Here is an 18340-nt window from a genome sequence, read left to right on the forward strand (position 1 = left end):
GATCAGTAACCGCTGTCAGTGGTCAGCACGAAATGGCCGGGCTCCAGCTCCAGGTATTCCGATGGTTCCGGCTGGTAGCCGACCTCGTGGATCGGTGACGGGATCGGTTTGAAATTCAGTTCCTTCTCCGACTTGCGCTGGCGCGGGTCAGCGATCGGGACCGCTTTCATCAGCGCCTGGGTATAGGCGTGCAGCGGGTTTTCGAAGACGCGCTCGCGCGGGCCGATTTCCACGATGCGGCCCAGGTACATGACGCCCACCTGATGGCTGACGCGCTCCACCACCGCCATGTCATGGCTGATGAAAAGGAACGAGAGGCCCAGTTCCGCCTGCAGTTCCATCATCAGATTGAGGACCTGCGCCTGCACCGATACGTCGAGTGCCGAGACCGCCTCGTCCGCGACAATCAGCTTGGGGTTCAGGGCAAGTGCGCGCGCGATGGCGATCCGCTGGCGCTGGCCACCGGACATCTCGTGCGGGTAGCGGCGCATGAAGCTGCGCGGCAGATGGACGCGGTCGAACAGGCTGGCCACCCGGTCGTGCAATTCGGAGCCTGACGCCAGCCCGTAGTTGCGCAAGGGTTCCGCCACCTGATCGATCAGCTGCATCTGCGGGTTCAGAGAGGCAAAAGGATCCTGGAAGATCATCTGCATGTCCTGGCGCGCCTTGTGCATTTCAGAGGCGTTGAAGCCCAGCACGTTGCGCCCCTCGAAGTTCACTTCGCCGGACTGCGGTTCCACCAGACGCAGGATCGAGCGGCCCGCAGAGGACTTGCCGCAGCCGGATTCGCCGACCAGCGACAGGGTCTGGCCTTTGAACACCTTGAAGGACACATCTTCCACCGCGTGCACGTTGGAGATGGTGCGGCGCAGCAAGCCGCCTTTGACCGGAAAGCGCGTGGTCAGGTTCTTCACCTCCAGAAGCACCTCATCGGTGCCCTTGATTGGCTCGATCTTCTGGTTCTCGACGCCCATCAACTTCATCGGCTCGGGGAAATGCTTGCCGCGCATCTCGCCCAGTTTCGGAACCGCCGCCAGCAGCGCCTTGGTGTAGTCGTGCTTGGGGTTTTCGAAGATCTCCTCGACCGTGCCTTCCTCAACCTTGTTGCCGCGGAACATGACAACCACACGGTCGGCCATCTGGGCCACCACCGCCATGTCGTGGGTGATGAACATCACCGCGGTGCCGGTCTCGCACTTCAGCCGGTCCATCAGCGCCAGGATTTCCGCCTGAATGGTCACGTCCAGCGCGGTGGTCGGCTCATCCGCGATCAGAAGCCGCGGCTCGCAAGCCATCGCCATCGCAATCACCACCCGCTGGCGCATGCCGCCCGACAGTTCGTGCGGGTATTGTTTCAGGCGGCGTTCCGGTTCCGGGATACGGACCTGGCGCAGCAGTTCAAGCGCCCGCTCCTCCGCTTGAGATTGCGACATCTTCTTGTGGATGCGCAGGCCTTCGGTCAGCTGGCGGCCGACGGTGAACACCGGATTAAGCGCGGTCATCGGCTCCTGGAAGATCATGCCGATCTCGTTGCCGCGAATCTGCTTCATCAGCTCCTGTTCAGTGGTTGCGAGGTTGGAGCGCTCGCCGCCGCGGCGGTTGAACAGCAGCTCGCCGCCCGCGATCTCGCCGCCGCCGAACTCCACCAGCCGCATCAGCGACAGCGAGGAAACCGATTTTCCGGAACCGGATTCACCAACGATACAAACGGTTTCGCCGGGGCTGACGTCAAAGGAGACATCCTCCACCCCGACCACCGGGCCGTCCTTGGTCTGAAACTCCACCCGCAGATTTCTTATGGACGCAATGGCGTTGTCCAGCATGACGGCTCCCTGGTTCTATTTTGTCCGGGCCGCGTTCAAAGGCAGCCTCAGGTTCCGGAGTAAACTCTACTTTCCTTCAAAATGCTCATGCAAATAATGCATGGGCTCTTCGAAATTGGAATTTGCAATTTGCCGGCAAAAGCGTTTCGATACCCCCGTGGTTGTCTGCAAGCTGTCACACGCCGGTGTCTCCGGTAAAGTGTTAAGGGATTATAGCTCCAAGGTTTTCCCTGTGCCTGCAGGCCCAATGCTACACTTCCGCAGCAATGCGGCAACCCTCCGGGCCTGAGCCGGCCCGGCCAACAAAAAGACACGAAACGTGTCCGACAAGGAGTGTGTGATGAAACTGAAATCCCTATTGATGGGTGCCGTTGCCGCGGCCTCTCTGGCGCCTGCAGCCTTTGCAGAGCGCGGGTCCGACGGCCAGGTCAACATCATTTACTGGCAGGCGCCGTCGATCCTGAACCCGTTCCTGTCGAGCGGCACCAAGGACGTGCAGTCGGCATCGCTGGTGATCGAGCCGCTGGCGCGCTATGACCCGCAGGGCAACATGATCCCCTATCTGGCGTCGGAAATCCCCACCGTGGAAAACGGCGGCGTCAGCGAAGACCTGACCTCGATCACCTGGAAGGTTGCACCGGGCATCAAATGGTCCGACGGCACCGACTTCACCGCCCATGACGTGAAGTTCACCGCCGACTACTGCATGCATCCCGAAGGGGGCTGCGCGCAGCTGACCAAGTTCCAGGGCGTCACCGGCGTCGAGGTCGTGGACGATCTGACCGTCAAGGTCACCTTCGACAAGCCGACCCCGTTCCCCTATGGCCCGTTTGTGGGCGGCGAAAGCCCGATCCTGCAGAAGGCCCAGTTCGAAAACTGCATGGGCGCCAAGGCCCCGGAATGCACCGAGGCGAACTTTGGCCCGATCGGTACCGGCCCGTTTGTGGTGGATGAGTTCAAGCCGAACGACGTGATCACCATGTCCGCCAACGACAATTACCGCGACCCGGCCAAGCCGGCGTTCGCCAAGGTGCTGTTCAAAGGCGGCGGGGATGCAACCGCGGCTGGCCGCGCTGTAATGGAAACCGGCGAGTTCGACTATGCCTGGAACCTGCAGCTGGCACCGGAAGTGATTGCGCAGATGGAAGCAGGCGGCAAAGGCAAGCCGGTTGCGGGCTTCGGCTCGCTGGTGGAACGCATCATGCTGAACCAGACCGACCCGTCGCCGGAGCTGCCGGAAGGCGAGCGCGCCACTGCCAAGCACCCGCACCCGTTCCTGAAAGACCCGGCGGTCTACAAGGCGATGTCGATGGCCATCGACCGTCCGCTGCTGGTGGAAATCGGTTACGGCAAGGCCGGCAAGGTCAGCTGCAACTGGGTGCCTGCACCTGCGGCCTTTGCGTCTGACACCTTCCAGTGCGACACGCAGGACATCGAAGGCGCCAAGGCGATGCTGGAAGAGGCCGGCTACAAGGACACCAATGGCGACGGCGTGCGGGAGACCCCGGACGGCAAGCCGATGAAGATCCTGTACCAGACCTCGACCAACGCTGTCCGCCAGGACTTCCAGGCGCTGATCAAGGAGTGGTGGAGCCAGATCGGCATCGAGACCGAGCTGCGCAACATCAACGCGTCCGTCTTCTTTGGCGGCGACCCGGGCTCACCCGACACCTTCCAGCGCTTCTATGCTGACGTCGAAATGTACGCCAACAACTTCGACGGCACCGACCCGCAGTCCTACCTGGGCAACGGTCTGTGCGACAAGGCGCCGAAGCCGGAATCCCAGTGGCAGGGTGAGAACATCTCGCGCTTCTGCAACGAGGAGTTCGACCAGCTGCACGCCGAGCTGAGCAAGACCGCCGGTCTGGAAGCGCGCGCCGAGATCGGCCGCCGCCTGAACGACATCATGGTCGAAAACGGCGGTATGATCCCGCTGGTTCACCGCGGCCGCCTGTCGGCGCATTCCAACACCCTGGGCGGTGTCGACCTGAACGTCTGGGACAGCGAGCTGTGGAACGCAGCTGACTGGTACCGCATCAAGTAAGCCTGGCTTGCTTCCCGGGGCCCCGGCACATGCCGGGGCCTCTTGCCATCTGCAGGGCTGCATTGCAGCGCTGCGCGTGGCTTGGACGCGGGGCCTTCTCCCCACCTGTTCCGAATTCAATACAAGTTGCAAAGGCGCTTAGCAGATGCTGACCTTTACAATCCGGCGGCTGATCCTGGCAGTTCCGACACTGCTGTTCATCAGCCTCGTGATCTTCCTGCTCCTGGAGCTCGCCCCCGGCGACCCGATGGCGCAGGTTCCCCTGACCGTCCCCGCCGAAGTCAAAGAAAAGATGCGCCTGGCCCTGGGCCTGGGCGAACCGATGCACATCCGGTTCTGGAAATGGCTGGTGCAGTTCTTCTGGATTGAGCCGCAGGTTCTGATCGACAACATCTTCGGCACCAGCCTTGCAGAAGGGCAGCTGAGGGTGATCTCCTGGCAGACCCGCTCGCCGGTGATGGACATCGTGGTGCAGCGCATCCCGCAGACCCTGTGGGTGGTCGGCACCGCCTATGTTGTCGCCATCCTGATTGCGCTGCCGATCGGCATCTATTCCGCCTACCGCCAGTACAGCTGGTTCGACCAGATGGGCACCTTCGTGTCGATGGTCGGCTTCTCGGTGCCGCCGTTCTTCTCCGGCGTCTTGGTGATCGTGATCTTCTCGGTGCAGCTGGGCTGGTTCCCGTCGATCTATGACACCACCCATGTGGTCGACAGCTGGGACAGCTTTGTCTACCAGCTGAAGCAGATGATCATGCCGGTGATGGTGCTGGCGCTGCAGATCACCGCGCAGCTCTCCCGCTTCATGCGCGCCTCGATGCTGGACAATCTCAACCAGGACTACGTGCGCACCGCCCGCGCCAAGGGCCTGAGCGAATATGTGGTGGTCATGGTCCACGTGCTGCGCAACTCGATGATCCCTGTGGTCACCGTAATTGCGCTGGGGATCCCCTCGATCTTCGGCGGCGCCATCATCACCGAGCAGGTGTTCAAGGTGAACGGCATCGGCCAGCTGCTGATCGGCGCCATCCAGGCAAACGATCTGCCGATGGTGCAGACGCTGACCTTCATCTTTGCGGTGCTGATCGTGCTGTTCAACCTGATCGCCGACGTGCTGTACGGCATTCTTGACCCGAGGATCCGCTATGACTGACAAGGAACGCTTTGTGCCGGATGAAGGCATGGCACCGGCCTCGACCGCGGTTCCGGCCGCCGGAGCGCTGGAAGAGCTGCACAAGCCGCCGCGCAGCCAGTGGCTGGACGTCTGGGACCAGTTCAAATCCCACCGCGGGGCGCTGATGGGCGGGGCGCTGTTCCTGTTCATCATTCTGGCGGTCTATCTCGGCCCGTTTTTCTGGGAGCTTGAAGCCACCCAGATCGACATCCGCGCCCGCAACCAGGGTCCGAGCTGGGCACATCCCTTCGGCACCGACCAGCTGGGCCGCGACATGCTGGCCCGGATGATGGCGGGGGGCGCGACCTCAGTGTCGGTGGGCCTGACCGCGATGCTGCTGGCGCTGTTCCTGGGCTCTTTCATCGGGGTGATGGCCGGCTTCTTCAAGAAGCTGGACGGGCCGCTGATGCGCCTGACCGACCTGTTCCTGGCGCTGCCGCTGCTACCGCTGCTCTTGGTCATGATGCTGCTGTTCCGCGAGCCGCTGAACGCCACGTTCGGGCCGGAACAGGGGATTTTCATCCTGATCGTGATCTCCATCGGGGTGACCAGCTGGATGCCCACCGCGCGGATTGTGCGCGGCGATGTGCTGGCACTGAAGGAGCGCGAGTTCGTAATGGCGGCGCGCTCCATCGGCACCACCAACAGCGGGCTGATCACACGGCATATCCTGCCTAACGTGCTGTCGCCGATCATGGTCTCGGCCACCCTGGGCATTGCCACCGCGATCATCACCGAATCGTCGCTGTCCTTCCTTGGCCTCGGCTTCCCGCCGGATTTCCCAACCTGGGGACGGCTGCTGTTTGATGCCACCGATTACCTGCAGCAGCATCCGGAGCGGGTGTTCTGGCCCGGCATGGCGATCTCGCTGACGGTGCTGAGCGTGAACTACCTGGGCGATGGTCTGCGCGACGCGCTGGACCCGCGGATCCGGGGCCGCTGAGCAGGCATTTTAGAAACAAAGAAGGGCCGCCCAATCAGGCGGCCCTTTTCTTTTACCAGGATGCGGGAGGCCTCAGTGCAGCTTTTTACGGATCCGCTGGATACCCATCCACACCAGGCCAATGACCGGCAGGGTGACCGCGGCAATCAGCACCTTCTTGGTCAGCCCATAGCGCTCGGCCAGCGGGAACAAGAAGTCAGAGACCAGTGAAATCGCATAATAGCTGACAGCCACCACCGACAGACCTTCGACCGTGTGCTGCAAGCGAAGGGCGATATCGGCGCGGCGGTCCATGCTGGCAAGCAGCGCCTGGTTCTGAGCCGAGCGTTCCACATCCACCCGGGTCCTGAGCAGTTCCCCTGCCCTGCGCGCCCGGCTGGCCAGCGTATCCAGCCTCTTCTCGGTGGAGTTCACCGTCCGCATCGCAGGTTCAAACCGGCGCAGCATGAACTCGGCAAAGGTCTGGAACCCCTCATGGCGTTCCTCGCGCAGCAGGCTGATGCGCTGGCTGACCAGCGCGTCATAGGCGCCGGTGGCCCCGAAACGGAAGGCGGACTGCGCCGCCATTGCCTCAAGTTCGGCGGAAACCGCCAGCAGCTGGGTCAGGATTTCCTCTGCTGGTTTGGAGCCGGCCGTCATCTCCGCCATCATCTGGCTGAGGCGGGTGTCCAGCTTTCCGATCACCGGCGACAGGCCGCGGGCGCGGGAAAAGCCCAGCATCGACATCGCCCGGTAGGTCTCGATCTCGCACAGCCGCTGCACGATCCGGCCGACCCGCTGGGCGCCGGTGTCCGTATTGGGGAAGATGGCAAAGCGTACATGGCCCGCCGGGTCGATGCGGAAATCGCCGGCCACCACCGCACTGTCATCCAGCACCTGCGAAGCGGTCAGGCTTTCCGGCACGAACCAGTCGTGCATGGTGGATTTCAGCACCGCAGGCGCCGCCCGCGGCACCACCCGGATCAGCGCCGAGGTGATCCGCTGGCCCGGCGCCTCGGTCAGCCAGTCTGCCGGGAAGACATCGAAATCCGCCGGATCAAAGGCGCGCGAGCTGACACCATCACTATAGACGGTGTAGCTGACAAACTCAGTGTGCTGCTCCCACTTCAGCATATGCCGTCCGATCTGCGCGGTGTGATGGGTCGCCCCTGGTTTGGGATGCGGCGCGCCGTGACGGTCCAGCAGCTGGATCAGGTGCTGCATGTCCTGCATCCGGTCCCGGTGCACAGCCTCCTGCGGCTGCTTCACAGCCAGGTAGACCACCGTGCAGGGAGAGGTCATGGTCGGGAACGGGCGGGCGTGCAGCTCATTGGTCAGCTGGTAGCGCAGCGGGTGATCCTGGATCGGCGGCATTCTTGGTCTCCGGGGCAATGCCGCGGACCATACTCCGGCCAAGAAAAGATGTACAGAAATGTTTTATTTCAATGCGTTAGCGGAATGCAACGGTATACAAAGCCAGCCAGGAGCGCTGCCAAGGAAGCAAAAAAGGCGCCCCGGGTGGAGCGCCTTTTCTCTTGGTTTGAAGCCCTTCCTTACTGGACCAGGCCCAGCAGCGTATCGAGGCTTGCTTTCGCGTCGCCATAGAACATGCGGGTGTTTTCCTTGAAGAACAGAGGGTTCTCGATGCCGGAGTAGCCTGTGCCCTGGCCGCGTTTGGAGACGAAGACTTGCTTCGCCTTCCAGCACTCCAGAACCGGCATGCCGGCGATGGGCGAGTTGGGGTCTTCCTGGGCGGCCGGGTTCACGATGTCGTTGGAGCCGATGACGATGGCAACATCCGTTTCCGGGAAGTCCTCGTTGATCTCATCCATTTCCAGCACGATGTCGTAGGGCACCTTGGCTTCGGCCAGCAGCACGTTCATGTGGCCCGGCAGGCGGCCTGCGACCGGGTGAATCGCAAAGCGCACGTCTTTGCCCTTGGCGCGCAGGCGGCGGGTCAGTTCGGCGACGTTTTGCTGCGCCTGCGCCACTGCCATGCCGTAGCCGGGGATGATGATGACGCTGTCCGCTTCGTCCAGGGCTGTGGCAACACCGTCGGCGTCGATGGCGATCTGTTCGCCTTCCACTTCCATCGCGGGACCGGTGGTGCCGCCGAATCCGCCCAGGATCACGCTGACGAAGGAACGGTTCATCGCCTTGCACATGATGTAGCTGAGGATCGCACCGGAGGAGCCCACGAGGGCGCCGACCACGATCAGCAGGTCATTTCCAAGCGAGAAGCCGATCGCCGCCGCGGCCCAGCCGGAGTAGCTGTTCAGCATCGAGACCACCACCGGCATGTCGGCGCCGCCGATGCCCATGATCAGGTGGTAGCCTATGAACAGCGCCGCCAGGGTCATCAGGAACAGAGGCAGGAAGCCGCCGGAGCTGAAGTACCAGATCAGGCAGAGGAAGGAGAGGCCCGCCGCGCCCGCATTCAGCATGTGGCCCCCCGGCAGCTTGGTTGCGGCCGAAGTCACCTTGCCCGCCAGCTTGCCGAAGGCAATCACGGAACCGGTGAAGGTGATGGCGCCGATGAAGATGCCGAGGAACAGCTCGACCCGCAGGAAAGAGATCTCTGCCGGGGTCTTCTTGGCGATCAGCTTGGCAAAGGTGCCGAGGTCATCGGTGCTGCCCGCAGCAACAGCCGCCGCCACATTGCCGATCTCGAAATGAGCAATAAAGCCAACGAAGACCGCCGCGAGGCCGACCAGCGAGTGCATCGCGGCCACCAGCTGCGGCATCTCGGTCATCTGGACCTTCTTGGCGACATAGGTGCCGATGATGCCGCCGCCGGCGATCAGCAGGATCGACAGCAGCCACAGGCCGGAGCCGGGGCCGATCAGGGTGGCGAAAACCGCCAGCCCCATGCCGGCAATGCCGTACCAGACCGCGCGCTTGGCGCTTTCCTGGTTCGACAGGCCACCCAGCGACAGGATGAAAAGAACAGCCGCAACGACATAGGCGGCGGTGGTGAAACCGTAATCCATTTGTTCGGCCCCTCTTTTAAGATTTCTGGAACATGGCGAGCATGCGCCGGGTGACGAGGAAGCCGCCGAAGATGTTGATCCCGGCCATGAAAACGCTGAGCGCCGCCAGCAGGATCACCAGGAAGCTGCCTGATCCGATCTGCATCAAGGCGCCCAGGATGATGATCGAGGAGATCGCGTTGGTCACAGCCATCAGCGGCGTGTGCAGCGAGTGCGCAACGCCCCAGATCACCTGGAAGCCCACGAAACAGGCCAGCGCAAAGACGATGAAATGCTGCATGAAGCTCACCGGCGCGAACAGCCCGACCAGCAGCAGGAGCGCACCGCCGCCTGCCAGCATGGTGACCTGGCTCTTGGTCTGGGCCTTGAAGGCTTCGATTTCCTTGGCACGCTTTTCTTCCGGCGTCAGCTCCGGCACGGTTTCCTTGGGCTTGGCGGCAATCGCCTGCACCTTGGGCGGCGGCGGCGGGAAGGTGATCTCGCCCTCAAACGCCACGGTGGCACCGCGGATCACGTCGTCTTCCATGTTGTGGTTGACCTGGCCGTCTTTCTCCGGCGTGAGGTCTGCCATCATGTGGCGGATGTTGGTGGCGTAAAGCGACGAGGACTGGGCCGCCATCCGGGACGGGAAATCGGTGTAGCCGATAATGGTGACGCCGTTGTCCGTCACGATCTTCTCATCCGCGACGGTCAGCTTGCAGTTGCCGCCCTTTTCCGCTGCCAGGTCGACGATCACCGAGCCCGGCTTCATTGCTGCGACCATATCCTCGGTCCACAGCTCCGGCGCCTCGCGGTTGGGGATCAACGCGGTGGTGATGACGATGTCCATTTCCGGCGCCAGCTCGCGGAACTTGGCGAGCTGCGCTTCGCGGAACTCTGGCGAGGAGACCGCCGCATAACCGCCGGTGGCGGCGCCGTCCTGCTGCTCCTCCTCGAAATCGAGGTAGACAAACTCGGCGCCCATCGACTCGACCTGCTCAGCCACTTCCGGCCGCACGTCGAAGGCATAGGTGACGGCCCCCAGCGAGGTCGAGGTGCCGATGGCCGCCAAACCGGCAACGCCGGCGCCGACCACCAGAACTTTCGCGGGCGGCACCTTGCCTGCGGCGGTGATCTGGCCGGTGAAGAAGCGGCCGAAGTTGTTGCCCGCCTCGATCACCGCGCGGTAGCCCGCGATATTGGCCATCGAGCTGAGCGCGTCCATCTTCTGGGCACGGGAGATCCGCGGCACCATTTCCATGGCGATGACATTGGCCTTCTTCGACTTGGCCAGTTCCATCCCCTCTTCATTCCCCGCCGGGTTGAAGAAGGAGATCAGCGTCTTGCCCTTGGTCAGCCGCTTCAGCTCGGTTGCGTCCGGCTGGCGCACCTTGGCGACGATATCACACGCCTTCCACAGCGCCGCCGGGGTCTTGATGACCTCAACCCCTGCTGCCTCATAGGCCGCATCGGAAAAGCCCGCTGCCGCGCCGGCCCCGGTCTCAATCGCGCACTCATACCCCAGCTTCTGCAGCTGCTTGGCAGAATCCGGCGTCATCGCGACCCGGTTTTCACCCGCAAATGTTTCCTTTGGTGTACCTATTTTCACCTTTTTGGTCCCCCTCGTCTTGCCCGTGCCAGCAGCTCCGGGTTCGGATCACAATAATTGTCTCTACATTGCGCAACATTATTGCGCAAGGATTTTGCCGCATTGCCGCAAAGTCATGCCGCATCGCCGCATTGACGTCACATCCAGCGGCGCACCTTCTGTTCGTACCGGGCCCAGTCCGCCCGGAATTCCCGCCGCATCCCGTTTTCCTCCGGAATGACAAACCGCTTTTCCAGCAGCCACAGGAAGACCGGGATCAGTGGCAGCGACAGCACCGCATCAAACCACAGGATAAGGCCCGCCAAGATCAGAACGTCGCCCAGATAGATCGGGTTGCGGCTGCGGCTGAAGATCCCCGATTGCACCAGGCGGCTTGGCGTCCGGTGCGGGATCACGGTGGTTTTCTGACGCCGCATTTCGGTGATTGCCAGCAGCGCCAGCAGGATACCGCCGCCCACCAGGATGCCCGCCAGAAATTCTGCCCAGGCGCCGCCAAAGGAGAGGCCGAATGAGAAACGATCCGCCTGCAGCCAAGCCGCCGCAACAAAGACGGCCAGCCAGACTGGCGGAACATCCAGCCACCGTGTCATGCCCTGCTCCGTTGCAGAATTCTGTCTGAAATATCACCCATCGCGGGCAACCTTCCCTTATCCGGCGTGCTCGTCCAGCCCGCATTGGCCGGGATTGAAAGAAAAGGACAATTTGCCCCAGATGCCACGAAAACGGCGAATCCATTCCCGCATGCGGCATGATCCTGCATAGATTTGTCCGGATGCCTATGTATTTCTTTGTGTACTGTTTGGCGTCCACAGCCCGCCTGCCGGTGCGGCCGCCACAGAAACACGTATTTTGCCCTCAAATGGGGCCGTGACGGTACGGCGGTCTTGCCAGAAGGCTGCCCCTGGATAGGCTGACCGGCGAAACAGGGAGGCCTGAAATCATGACTTTGCAAGGCAAACACGCGCTAGTGACCGGCGGCGGCACTGGGATCGGGCTCGCAATTGCCTGGGCCTTGGCGGCGGAAGGGGCACAGGTCACCATCACTGGCCGCAGGCAGGAGGTGCTGGAGGATGCCGCCACCGAAGGGCTGCATCCCATGGCTATGGATGTGCGCGACGAAGAGGATGTAGCGGCCAAGGTGGACGCAGCCGTGGCGGCCCGCGGCCCCGTCCAGATCTGCGTTGCCAATGCCGGCATCGCTGAAGGCGCGGCGCTGCACAAGACCTCGATGGAATTCTGGCGCGACATGATGGCCACCAATCTGGATGGCGCTTTCCTGACCATCCGGGAGAGCTTCAAATCCATGCGGCAGACCGATTGGGGCCGGGTCATCACCGTGTCGTCCATTGCAGGCCTTCGAGGCCTGAAAGGCGGCGCCTGCTACACCGCCAGCAAACACGGGCTGGTCGGACTGACCCGCGCGCTGAGCGAGGACTACCTGGGCACGCCCTTCACCTTCAACGCGCTTTGCCCCGGATACGTGGACACGCCGATTGTCGAACGCAACATCACCTCGATCGCCCAGCGCGCCGGGTTGAATGCGGTGGAGGCCTTGGACGTGATGGTCAACGCCAACCGCCACAAGCGGCTGATCGAGCCGGAGGAAGTGGCGGCGGCGGCCCTGTGGCTGTGCGGCCCCGGGTCGGGGTCGGTCAACGGCCAGTGCATCGAAATCGCCGGAGGGCAGATGTGATGGACCGCAAGGCATTCAATGAGTTCTGCGCCACCTTCCCTGCGGCGGAGCATGTGGTGCAATGGGGCAATGCAGACGTCTGGAAAGCGGGCGGCAAGCTGTTTGCAGTCTGCGGCTGGGCCGATGGCAGGGACGCCTTTACCTTCAAGGCTGGCGACATCGCCTATGAGGTGCTGCAGGAGCGCCCCGGCGTCCGTCCGGCCCCTTACTTGGCATCGCGGGGGATGAAGTGGCTGCAGCAATATGATGAAAACGGGCTGACCGATACGGAGCTGAAGGAGCAGATCACCCTGTCCTATGAGATGGTGACAGCCAAGCTGTCGAAGAAGAAGCGCGCCGAGTTCGGGATACCGGACCCGAAGTCGGCCGAGCGCTAGGCACTGGACAGAACGTCCAGGATGAGATAGCAAACCGGAAAAGCTTCAAGCTTAAAATACCGACCAGACGCGAGGCCCTCCATGACCGATTTTGCCGCAACCAAAGCGATGTTCGACCTGCCCGACGGGGTGATCTATCTGGATGGCAACTCGCTTGGCCCCCTGCCCCGTGCTGCCAAGGACCGGGTCGCGGCGATGATGCAGGACGAATGGGGCCAGATGCTGATCACCGGCTGGAACAAGGCCGGCTGGATGGACAAGCCCAAGGCGCTGGGAGACCGGGTCGGGCGGCTGATCGGGGCGGAGCCGGGCCATGTGGTGATGGGCGACACACTGTCGATCAAGGTCTATCAGGCGGTTGCCTCGGCGCTGGAGCTGAACCCGGGGCGCAAGGTGGTGCTGTCGGACAACGGCAACTTTCCCACTGACCTGTACATGGCAGACGGGCTGCTGAAGTCACTCGGGCCGGACTATGAGCTGCGGGTGGTCGACCCGGAGGCGGTGGAGGACGCCATCACCGATGAGATCGCAGTGCTGATGATCACCGAGGTGGACTACCGCACGGGGCGCAAGCACGACATGAAGGCGCTGACCGAAGAGGCCCATGCCCACGGCGTGCTGACGGTCTGGGATCTGGCGCACTCCGCCGGCGCCATTCCGGTCGATCTGGCCGGGTGCAAGGCGGATTTTGCAGTGGGCTGCACCTACAAGTACCTGAATGGCGGCCCCGGCGCGCCGGCCTTCATCTATGTCTCGCCGCGCCACGCAGAGACCGTCCGCCCCGCCCTGTCGGGCTGGCTGGGGCATGAGGCCCCCTTTGCCTTCGACCTGGACTACCGGCCCGGCAGCGGCATCGACCGGATGCGCGTCGGCACCCCGCCGATCCTGCAGCTGACCGCGCTGGAGGCGGCGATGAATATCTGGGACATGGCGGAGATGGACGCGGTGCGCGCCAAATCCATCGAACTGTGCAACCTGTTTATCGCTCTTGTTGAGGAAAGCTGCCCGCAGCTGGAGCTGGCCTCGCCCCGCGATCCCGCCTTCCGCGGCAGCCAGGTGTCGTTCAAGTTTGACGAAGGCTATGCCGCGATGCAGGCGCTGATTGCCCGCGGTGTGATCGGCGACTTCCGGGCGCCTGACATCATGCGCTTCGGCTTTACCCCGCTGTATATTGACGAGGGCGACGTCCGCGCCGCGTCAGAAATCATTGCCGATGTAATGACCAACGCCCTGTGGGACCGGCCGGAATACATGGTCCACCACGCCGTCACCTGATGCGGCTGCGCCGTTCATATCACCTGCCGCTCTGCCGCCCGGCGGGCTGGGTCGCGCTGTGGCGCCGCCTGGCCCAATGCGGCACCCTGAACCGGAGGACGCATTCCTTTCCCTGACATATACTGACTTTAGGAAAAGGAACGACTCCGATGAGCAAACCCTATGATCCCGCCGAAGACGGCGCCCAGATGTCCTTTGACGGACGCATGTCCTATGGCGATTACCTGTCGCTCGATATGCTTCTGAACGCGCAGAAGACATGGACCGACACCCATGATGAAATGCTGTTCATCATCCAGCATCAGACCTCTGAACTGTGGATGCGGCTGGCCATTCATGAGCTTTCCGCCGCCCGCAACCGGCTTCTAGGCGGCGAAGCACGGCAGGCGTTCAAGATGCTGGCCCGTGTCGCCCGCATCTTTGAGCAGTTGAACTCGGCTTGGGACGTGCTGCGCACGATGACGCCGTCGGACTACACCGCCTTCCGGGATGAGCTGGGCCAAAGCTCCGGCTTTCAGTCGCACCAGTACCGGCAGATCGAATTCATGCTCGGCAACCGCAACAAGGCGATGCTGCGGCCGCACGCCCACCGTGCAGACATTCTGGCGCTGCTGGAGGCGGAACTGGAACAGCCGTCACTGTACGATGTGGCACTGAAGGCATTGGCGCAAAGTTTCACCCTGCCGGAAGAGGTGGTGAACCGGGATGTGTCGGAGGCCTATCAGCCGCATGAGGCGGTGCAGGCCGCCTGGACCGAGGTCTACCGCGATACCGAGGCCCACTGGGAGCTGTATGAACTGGCCGAGAAACTGGTGGATTTCGAGGATTATTTCCGCCGCTGGCGTTTCAACCATGTCACCACGGTGGAGCGCGTCATCGGCTTTAAGCGCGGCACTGGCGGCACCGGCGGCGTCAGCTATCTGAAGCGGATGCTGGAGGTGGAGCTGTTCCCGGAGCTGTGGCACCTGCGCACCGAACTCTGAGACACTTACGGGCCGGCCTGTCCGGCCCGCCTCACCGCGGCGTCAGCCCGGCTCCGGCCAGGGCAGCCAGCTGGCGCACCCCTGCCTGATAAGACTCGTAGTCCGCGGCGGTCTGCTTGATCCCCTTCAATGACGCGCAGAGGGTTCGGGCAATCACCGACGCCTCGCCGCTCAGCACCGCCCGCCCGGCCGCAACCTGCTGCTGCAGCCAGTCCGCATAGATCCCGCTCAGGGCGGCCTCGCCTGCTTCGATTTCTGCCCCGGCCACGTGCTTGGTGACTTCGAACAACTCCATCCCGTGCGGCGAGGCCATCATCTGCTGAACCGCTTCACCGCCCTGGGCTGCAAAGGCGGCCTGCAACTGGTCCGGCAGCGGCCCCGGCCCGGCCAGCGCGGCGCGGACACCTGCAGCGGCGTTGCCGTAATAAGCGGTCACCAAGGCCCGGAATATCGCATCCTTGTTCTTAAAATGCAGGTACAGAGCAGGCCGCGACATGCCCGCGCCCTTGGCGATGTCATCCATCGAGGTCTTGCGGAACCCGTAAGTTGAGAACGCCATCCAGGCGGCCTCAAGGATTGCCTGCTGCTTCGGATCAATGCCTGCCATGTTCATGTTTCTGCTTCTGACATTGTTTGTAAAAAATGTCAATTGACACCCTGACAAAACTCGTTATTTTTGTCAGGAGCACAGCAAGGGAGTCCCGCCATGCCAACAGACCTGCGCATCAATGGAAAAACCCATCAGGTGGATCTGCCTGATGATGTGCCCCTCCTCTGGGTTCTGCGGGATGAGGTCGGCCTCACCGGCACCAAGTTCGGCTGCGGCGTGGCTGCCTGCGGCGCTTGCACCGTCCATATCGACGGCGAGGCGGTGCGCTCCTGCCAAGTGGCGCTGTCGGATGTCTGGGGAGAGGTCACAACGATCGAGGGCCTCGGCACGCCGGACGCCATGGCGGCAATCCAGCAGGCCTGGGTGGAACATCAGGTGGCCCAATGCGGCTATTGCCAGTCCGGCCAGATCATGCAGGCGGCGAGCCTGCTGGCGGAAAACCCGGCGCCATCTGATTCAGAGATTGACGAAGCGATGCAGGGCAACCTGTGCCGCTGCGGCACCTACCCGCGCATCCGTGCCGCCATCCATTCTGCCGCGCAGAAGATGCAGGAGGCGTAATCCATGGCCAGCTTCAAGAAAATAGCCCGCCGCTCCTTCCTGATCGGCTCTGCCGCAATTGTGGGCGGCGTTGCCTTCGGTGCCTATTACGTCAGCCGCCCTGCTCCGAACCCGCTGAAACCGGCCGAAGGCGAAGCGGCGTTCAACCCGTTTGTGATGATTTCAAACGACAAGATCACCCTGATCGCCCCGCGCGCCGAGATGGGCCAGGGCGTGCACACCACCTGGGCCGCGCTGATCGCCGAAGAACTGGATGTGACGCTGGATCAGGTGGAAGTCATCCACGGCCCTGCCGCCACCGCCTATTACAACTCCGCCCTGCTGGGCGAGGTGATCCCCTCCAAGGGATACGACAAGTCCCGCTTTGTGCATTCGCTGGGTGAAGCGCTTGGCCATGCGGGCAAGCTAATGGACATGCAGGTGACCGGCGGCTCTTCCTCGATGAAGGACGGGTATGAACGGATGCGTGCCGCGGGCGCCTCTGCACGGGAAACGCTGAAGCTTGCTGCGGCCAACCGGCTGGGGATTGCCAGCAGCCAGCTGTCCACCAGAGACGGCAAGGTGATTGCCCCCGGCAACGTCGAGATTGCCTATACCGAACTGGCTGCAGAGGCCGCCGGGCTGGAACCGGTCGAGGCCCAATTGCGCCACCGCAGCGAATGGAAGCTTCTGGGCAAGGCGCAGCCGCGTGTGGACATGCCCGGCAAGGCCACTGGCACCGCAAAATTCGGCATCGACATCCGCCTGCCGGGGATGAAGTTCGCGGCCCTCAAGGCGAACCCCCACCTTGGCGGCGCAATGAACGGCTTTGATGCCAGCGAAGCGCTGCAGATGCCGGGCGTCGAACAAGTGGTGGATCTGGGCAACGCCTTTGCCGTGGTTGGAAGCAACACTTGGCTGGCCATCCAGGCCACCGAGGCGGTCGCCGCAGACTGGGGGCCTGCTCCCATTCCGGGTACGCAAGCGGAAATCCATAACGCAATCCGCGCCGCCTTTGACGCCGAGCCGAACTCCACCCTGCGCGACGATGGCGATGTCTCTGCACTTCCCCAAGGCGCGCAGGAAGTGTCCGCCGAATACGAGGTGCCATTCCTGGCCCACGCGACGATGGAGCCGCTGAACGCCACCGCGCTCTACGATGGCAGCAAACTGCAGCTTTGGAGCGGCAACCAGGGGCCGCTTCTCACCCGCAACCACTGTGCCGATGCGTCGGGGATCGAACCCGAGCAGGTCGAGGTGAACACCCTGCTGATGGGCGGCGGCTTCGGGCGACGCGGCGAGATGGACTTCTCGGTCTATGCCGCCAAGCTAGCGCGGCAGATGCGGGGCACCCCGGTGCAGCTCACCTGGAGCCGGGAAGAGGACATGACCCATGACTTCTACCGCCCCGGCGCCATGGCCCGGATGCGCGGCGCCGTGAAGGACGGCAGCGCAGTCCTGCTGGACGGCCAGATCGCCAGCCAGGCACTGACCCCGCAGCTGATGAGCCGCTGGTTCGGCATGACCCCTGCGGGTCCAGACACAGCACTTGTCGACGGCGCCTTCAACCAGCCCTACGGCATCCCCAACTACCGCATCCGCGGCCACGCTGCGGACCTGCAGGTCCCGATCGGCGCCTGGCGGTCTGTCGGGGCGTCCTTCAACGGCTTCTTCATGGAAAGCTTCATGGACGAAATGGCCCATGCGGCCGGAGCCGACCCGCTGGAATTCCGGCTGACCCTCACACGCCAGGAATGGGCGCCTGCAGCCAAGGTGCTGGAAACAGTCAAGGAAATGTCCGGCTGGACCGGCAACGCGCCTGACGGCGTAGGCCGGGGCGTTGCCATGACTTACAGCTTCGGCACCCCTGTGGCTCAGGTAATTGAGGTGGCAGAGGAAGACGGGCTGATCCGCCTCAAGAAGGCCTGGATCGCCGCCGACCTAGGCGTTGCGCTGGATCCGCAGAACCTTGAAGCACAGATGTTTGGCGGCATGGCCTACGGGCTGTCAGCTGCGATGTTCGGGGAGATCACCTTTGCCGAAGGTGCGGCGGAGCAAGGGAACTTCCCCGATTACGACGCTATCCGCATGCATACGATGCCCGAGGTGGAGGTGCGTATTCTGGAAGAGCAGTCGCATATCAGCGGCGCAGGCGAGCCCGGCACCCCGCCAGCAGCCCCGGCACTGGCAAATGCGCTATTCGACCTTACCGGCAAGCGCGCCCGGCGGCTGCCGCTGATGCATGACTTTGATCTGCTGATCTGAAGCCCCAATGCGGTCTGCCCTGACGGGCGGACCGCCTCCCGCCTTAGGCCTGAGGT

General features: G+C 63.0%; 15 protein-coding genes. 9 read left to right on the top strand and 6 right to left on the bottom strand.

The window, feature by feature from the left end:
- Positions 1-2: 2 nt before the first annotated feature.
- On the bottom strand, positions 3-1823 hold the full coding sequence (locus RA26_RS02480; RefSeq protein WP_039179242.1) for an ABC transporter ATP-binding protein: 1821 nt from the start codon (positions 1821-1823) through the stop codon (positions 3-5).
- Between the two features lie 340 nt (positions 1824-2163).
- Here RA26_RS02480 and RA26_RS02485 point away from each other — a divergent pair, with 340 nt between their 5' ends.
- From RA26_RS02485 to RA26_RS02495, 3 genes are all read left to right on the top strand, one after another.
- Positions 2164-3867 carry a peptide ABC transporter substrate-binding protein gene (locus RA26_RS02485; RefSeq protein WP_039179245.1) on the top strand — a complete coding sequence of 568 codons (1704 nt, stop codon included), beginning with the start codon at positions 2164-2166 and terminating at the stop codon, positions 3865-3867.
- A gap of 145 nt (positions 3868-4012) precedes the next feature.
- Positions 4013-5020, top strand: a complete 1008-nt coding sequence (locus RA26_RS02490) for an ABC transporter permease (protein ID WP_019296023.1) — start codon at positions 4013-4015, stop codon at positions 5018-5020.
- Positions 5013-5984, top strand: a complete 972-nt coding sequence (locus tag RA26_RS02495; protein WP_039179248.1) for an ABC transporter permease — start codon at positions 5013-5015, stop codon at positions 5982-5984. Before RA26_RS02490 ends, RA26_RS02495 begins: the two co-directional genes overlap by 8 nt.
- A gap of 72 nt (positions 5985-6056) precedes the next feature.
- Here the strand turns inward: RA26_RS02495 and RA26_RS02500 are convergent, their stop codons facing one another.
- The 4 genes from RA26_RS02500 to RA26_RS02515 all read right to left on the bottom strand — a co-directional run bounded on the left by RA26_RS02500 (position 6057) and on the right by RA26_RS02515 (position 11131).
- Positions 6057-7337: a DUF3422 family protein gene (locus tag RA26_RS02500; protein ID WP_039179250.1), complete on the bottom strand. Its 1281-nt coding sequence runs from the start codon at positions 7335-7337 to the stop codon at positions 6057-6059.
- Positions 7338-7516: 179 nt separating this feature from the next.
- The gene (locus tag RA26_RS02505) at positions 7517-8953 is read right to left on the bottom strand and encodes an NAD(P)(+) transhydrogenase (Re/Si-specific) subunit beta (protein ID WP_039179253.1); all 1437 of its coding nucleotides are present in this window, start codon (positions 8951-8953) and stop codon (positions 7517-7519) included.
- Between the two features lie 16 nt (positions 8954-8969).
- The gene (locus tag RA26_RS02510) at positions 8970-10541 is read right to left on the bottom strand and encodes a Re/Si-specific NAD(P)(+) transhydrogenase subunit alpha (protein ID WP_039179254.1); all 1572 of its coding nucleotides are present in this window, start codon (positions 10539-10541) and stop codon (positions 8970-8972) included.
- Positions 10542-10678: 137 nt separating this feature from the next.
- Positions 10679-11131, bottom strand: coding sequence for a methyltransferase family protein (locus RA26_RS02515; RefSeq protein ID WP_039179256.1), 453 nt, complete (start codon positions 11129-11131; stop codon positions 10679-10681).
- 350 nt (positions 11132-11481) lie between these two features.
- Here RA26_RS02515 and RA26_RS02520 point away from each other — a divergent pair, with 350 nt between their 5' ends.
- The 4 genes from RA26_RS02520 (at position 11482) to kynA (ending at position 14869) form a co-directional block, all read left to right on the top strand.
- Complete coding sequence (locus RA26_RS02520) at positions 11482-12234, top strand: SDR family NAD(P)-dependent oxidoreductase (RefSeq protein WP_039179259.1); 753 nt, start codon at positions 11482-11484, stop codon at positions 12232-12234.
- Positions 12234-12611 (top strand): MmcQ/YjbR family DNA-binding protein, encoded by a 378-nt coding sequence (locus RA26_RS02525; protein WP_039179263.1) that lies wholly within the window; start codon positions 12234-12236, stop codon positions 12609-12611. Before RA26_RS02520 ends, RA26_RS02525 begins: the two co-directional genes overlap by 1 nt.
- Before the next feature lie 81 nt (positions 12612-12692).
- Entirely contained in the window at positions 12693-13886 is a 1194-nt protein-coding gene (kynU, locus tag RA26_RS02530; protein WP_039179266.1) for a kynureninase, read from the top strand.
- 149 nt (positions 13887-14035) lie between these two features.
- Positions 14036-14869: a tryptophan 2,3-dioxygenase gene (gene kynA, locus RA26_RS02535; RefSeq protein ID WP_039179269.1), complete on the top strand. Its 834-nt coding sequence runs from the start codon at positions 14036-14038 to the stop codon at positions 14867-14869.
- 31 nt (positions 14870-14900) lie between these two features.
- On the opposite strand, the gene RA26_RS02540 is transcribed toward kynA, so the two are convergent.
- Positions 14901-15482 (bottom strand): TetR/AcrR family transcriptional regulator, encoded by a 582-nt coding sequence (locus RA26_RS02540; RefSeq protein WP_039179272.1) that lies wholly within the window; start codon positions 15480-15482, stop codon positions 14901-14903.
- A 93-nt stretch (positions 15483-15575) separates the two neighbouring features.
- On the opposite strand from RA26_RS02540, the gene RA26_RS02545 reads away from it, so the two are divergent.
- Positions 15576-16040, top strand: a complete 465-nt coding sequence (locus tag RA26_RS02545) for a (2Fe-2S)-binding protein (RefSeq protein ID WP_039179276.1) — start codon at positions 15576-15578, stop codon at positions 16038-16040.
- Between the two features lie 3 nt (positions 16041-16043).
- Positions 16044-18284 (top strand): xanthine dehydrogenase family protein molybdopterin-binding subunit, encoded by a 2241-nt coding sequence (locus tag RA26_RS02550; protein ID WP_039179279.1) that lies wholly within the window; start codon positions 16044-16046, stop codon positions 18282-18284.
- The last annotated feature ends 56 nt before the right edge of the window (positions 18285-18340 follow it).

The organism is Leisingera sp. ANG-M7, from assembly GCF_000813965.1.
GTDB lineage: Bacteria > Pseudomonadota > Alphaproteobacteria > Rhodobacterales > Rhodobacteraceae > Leisingera.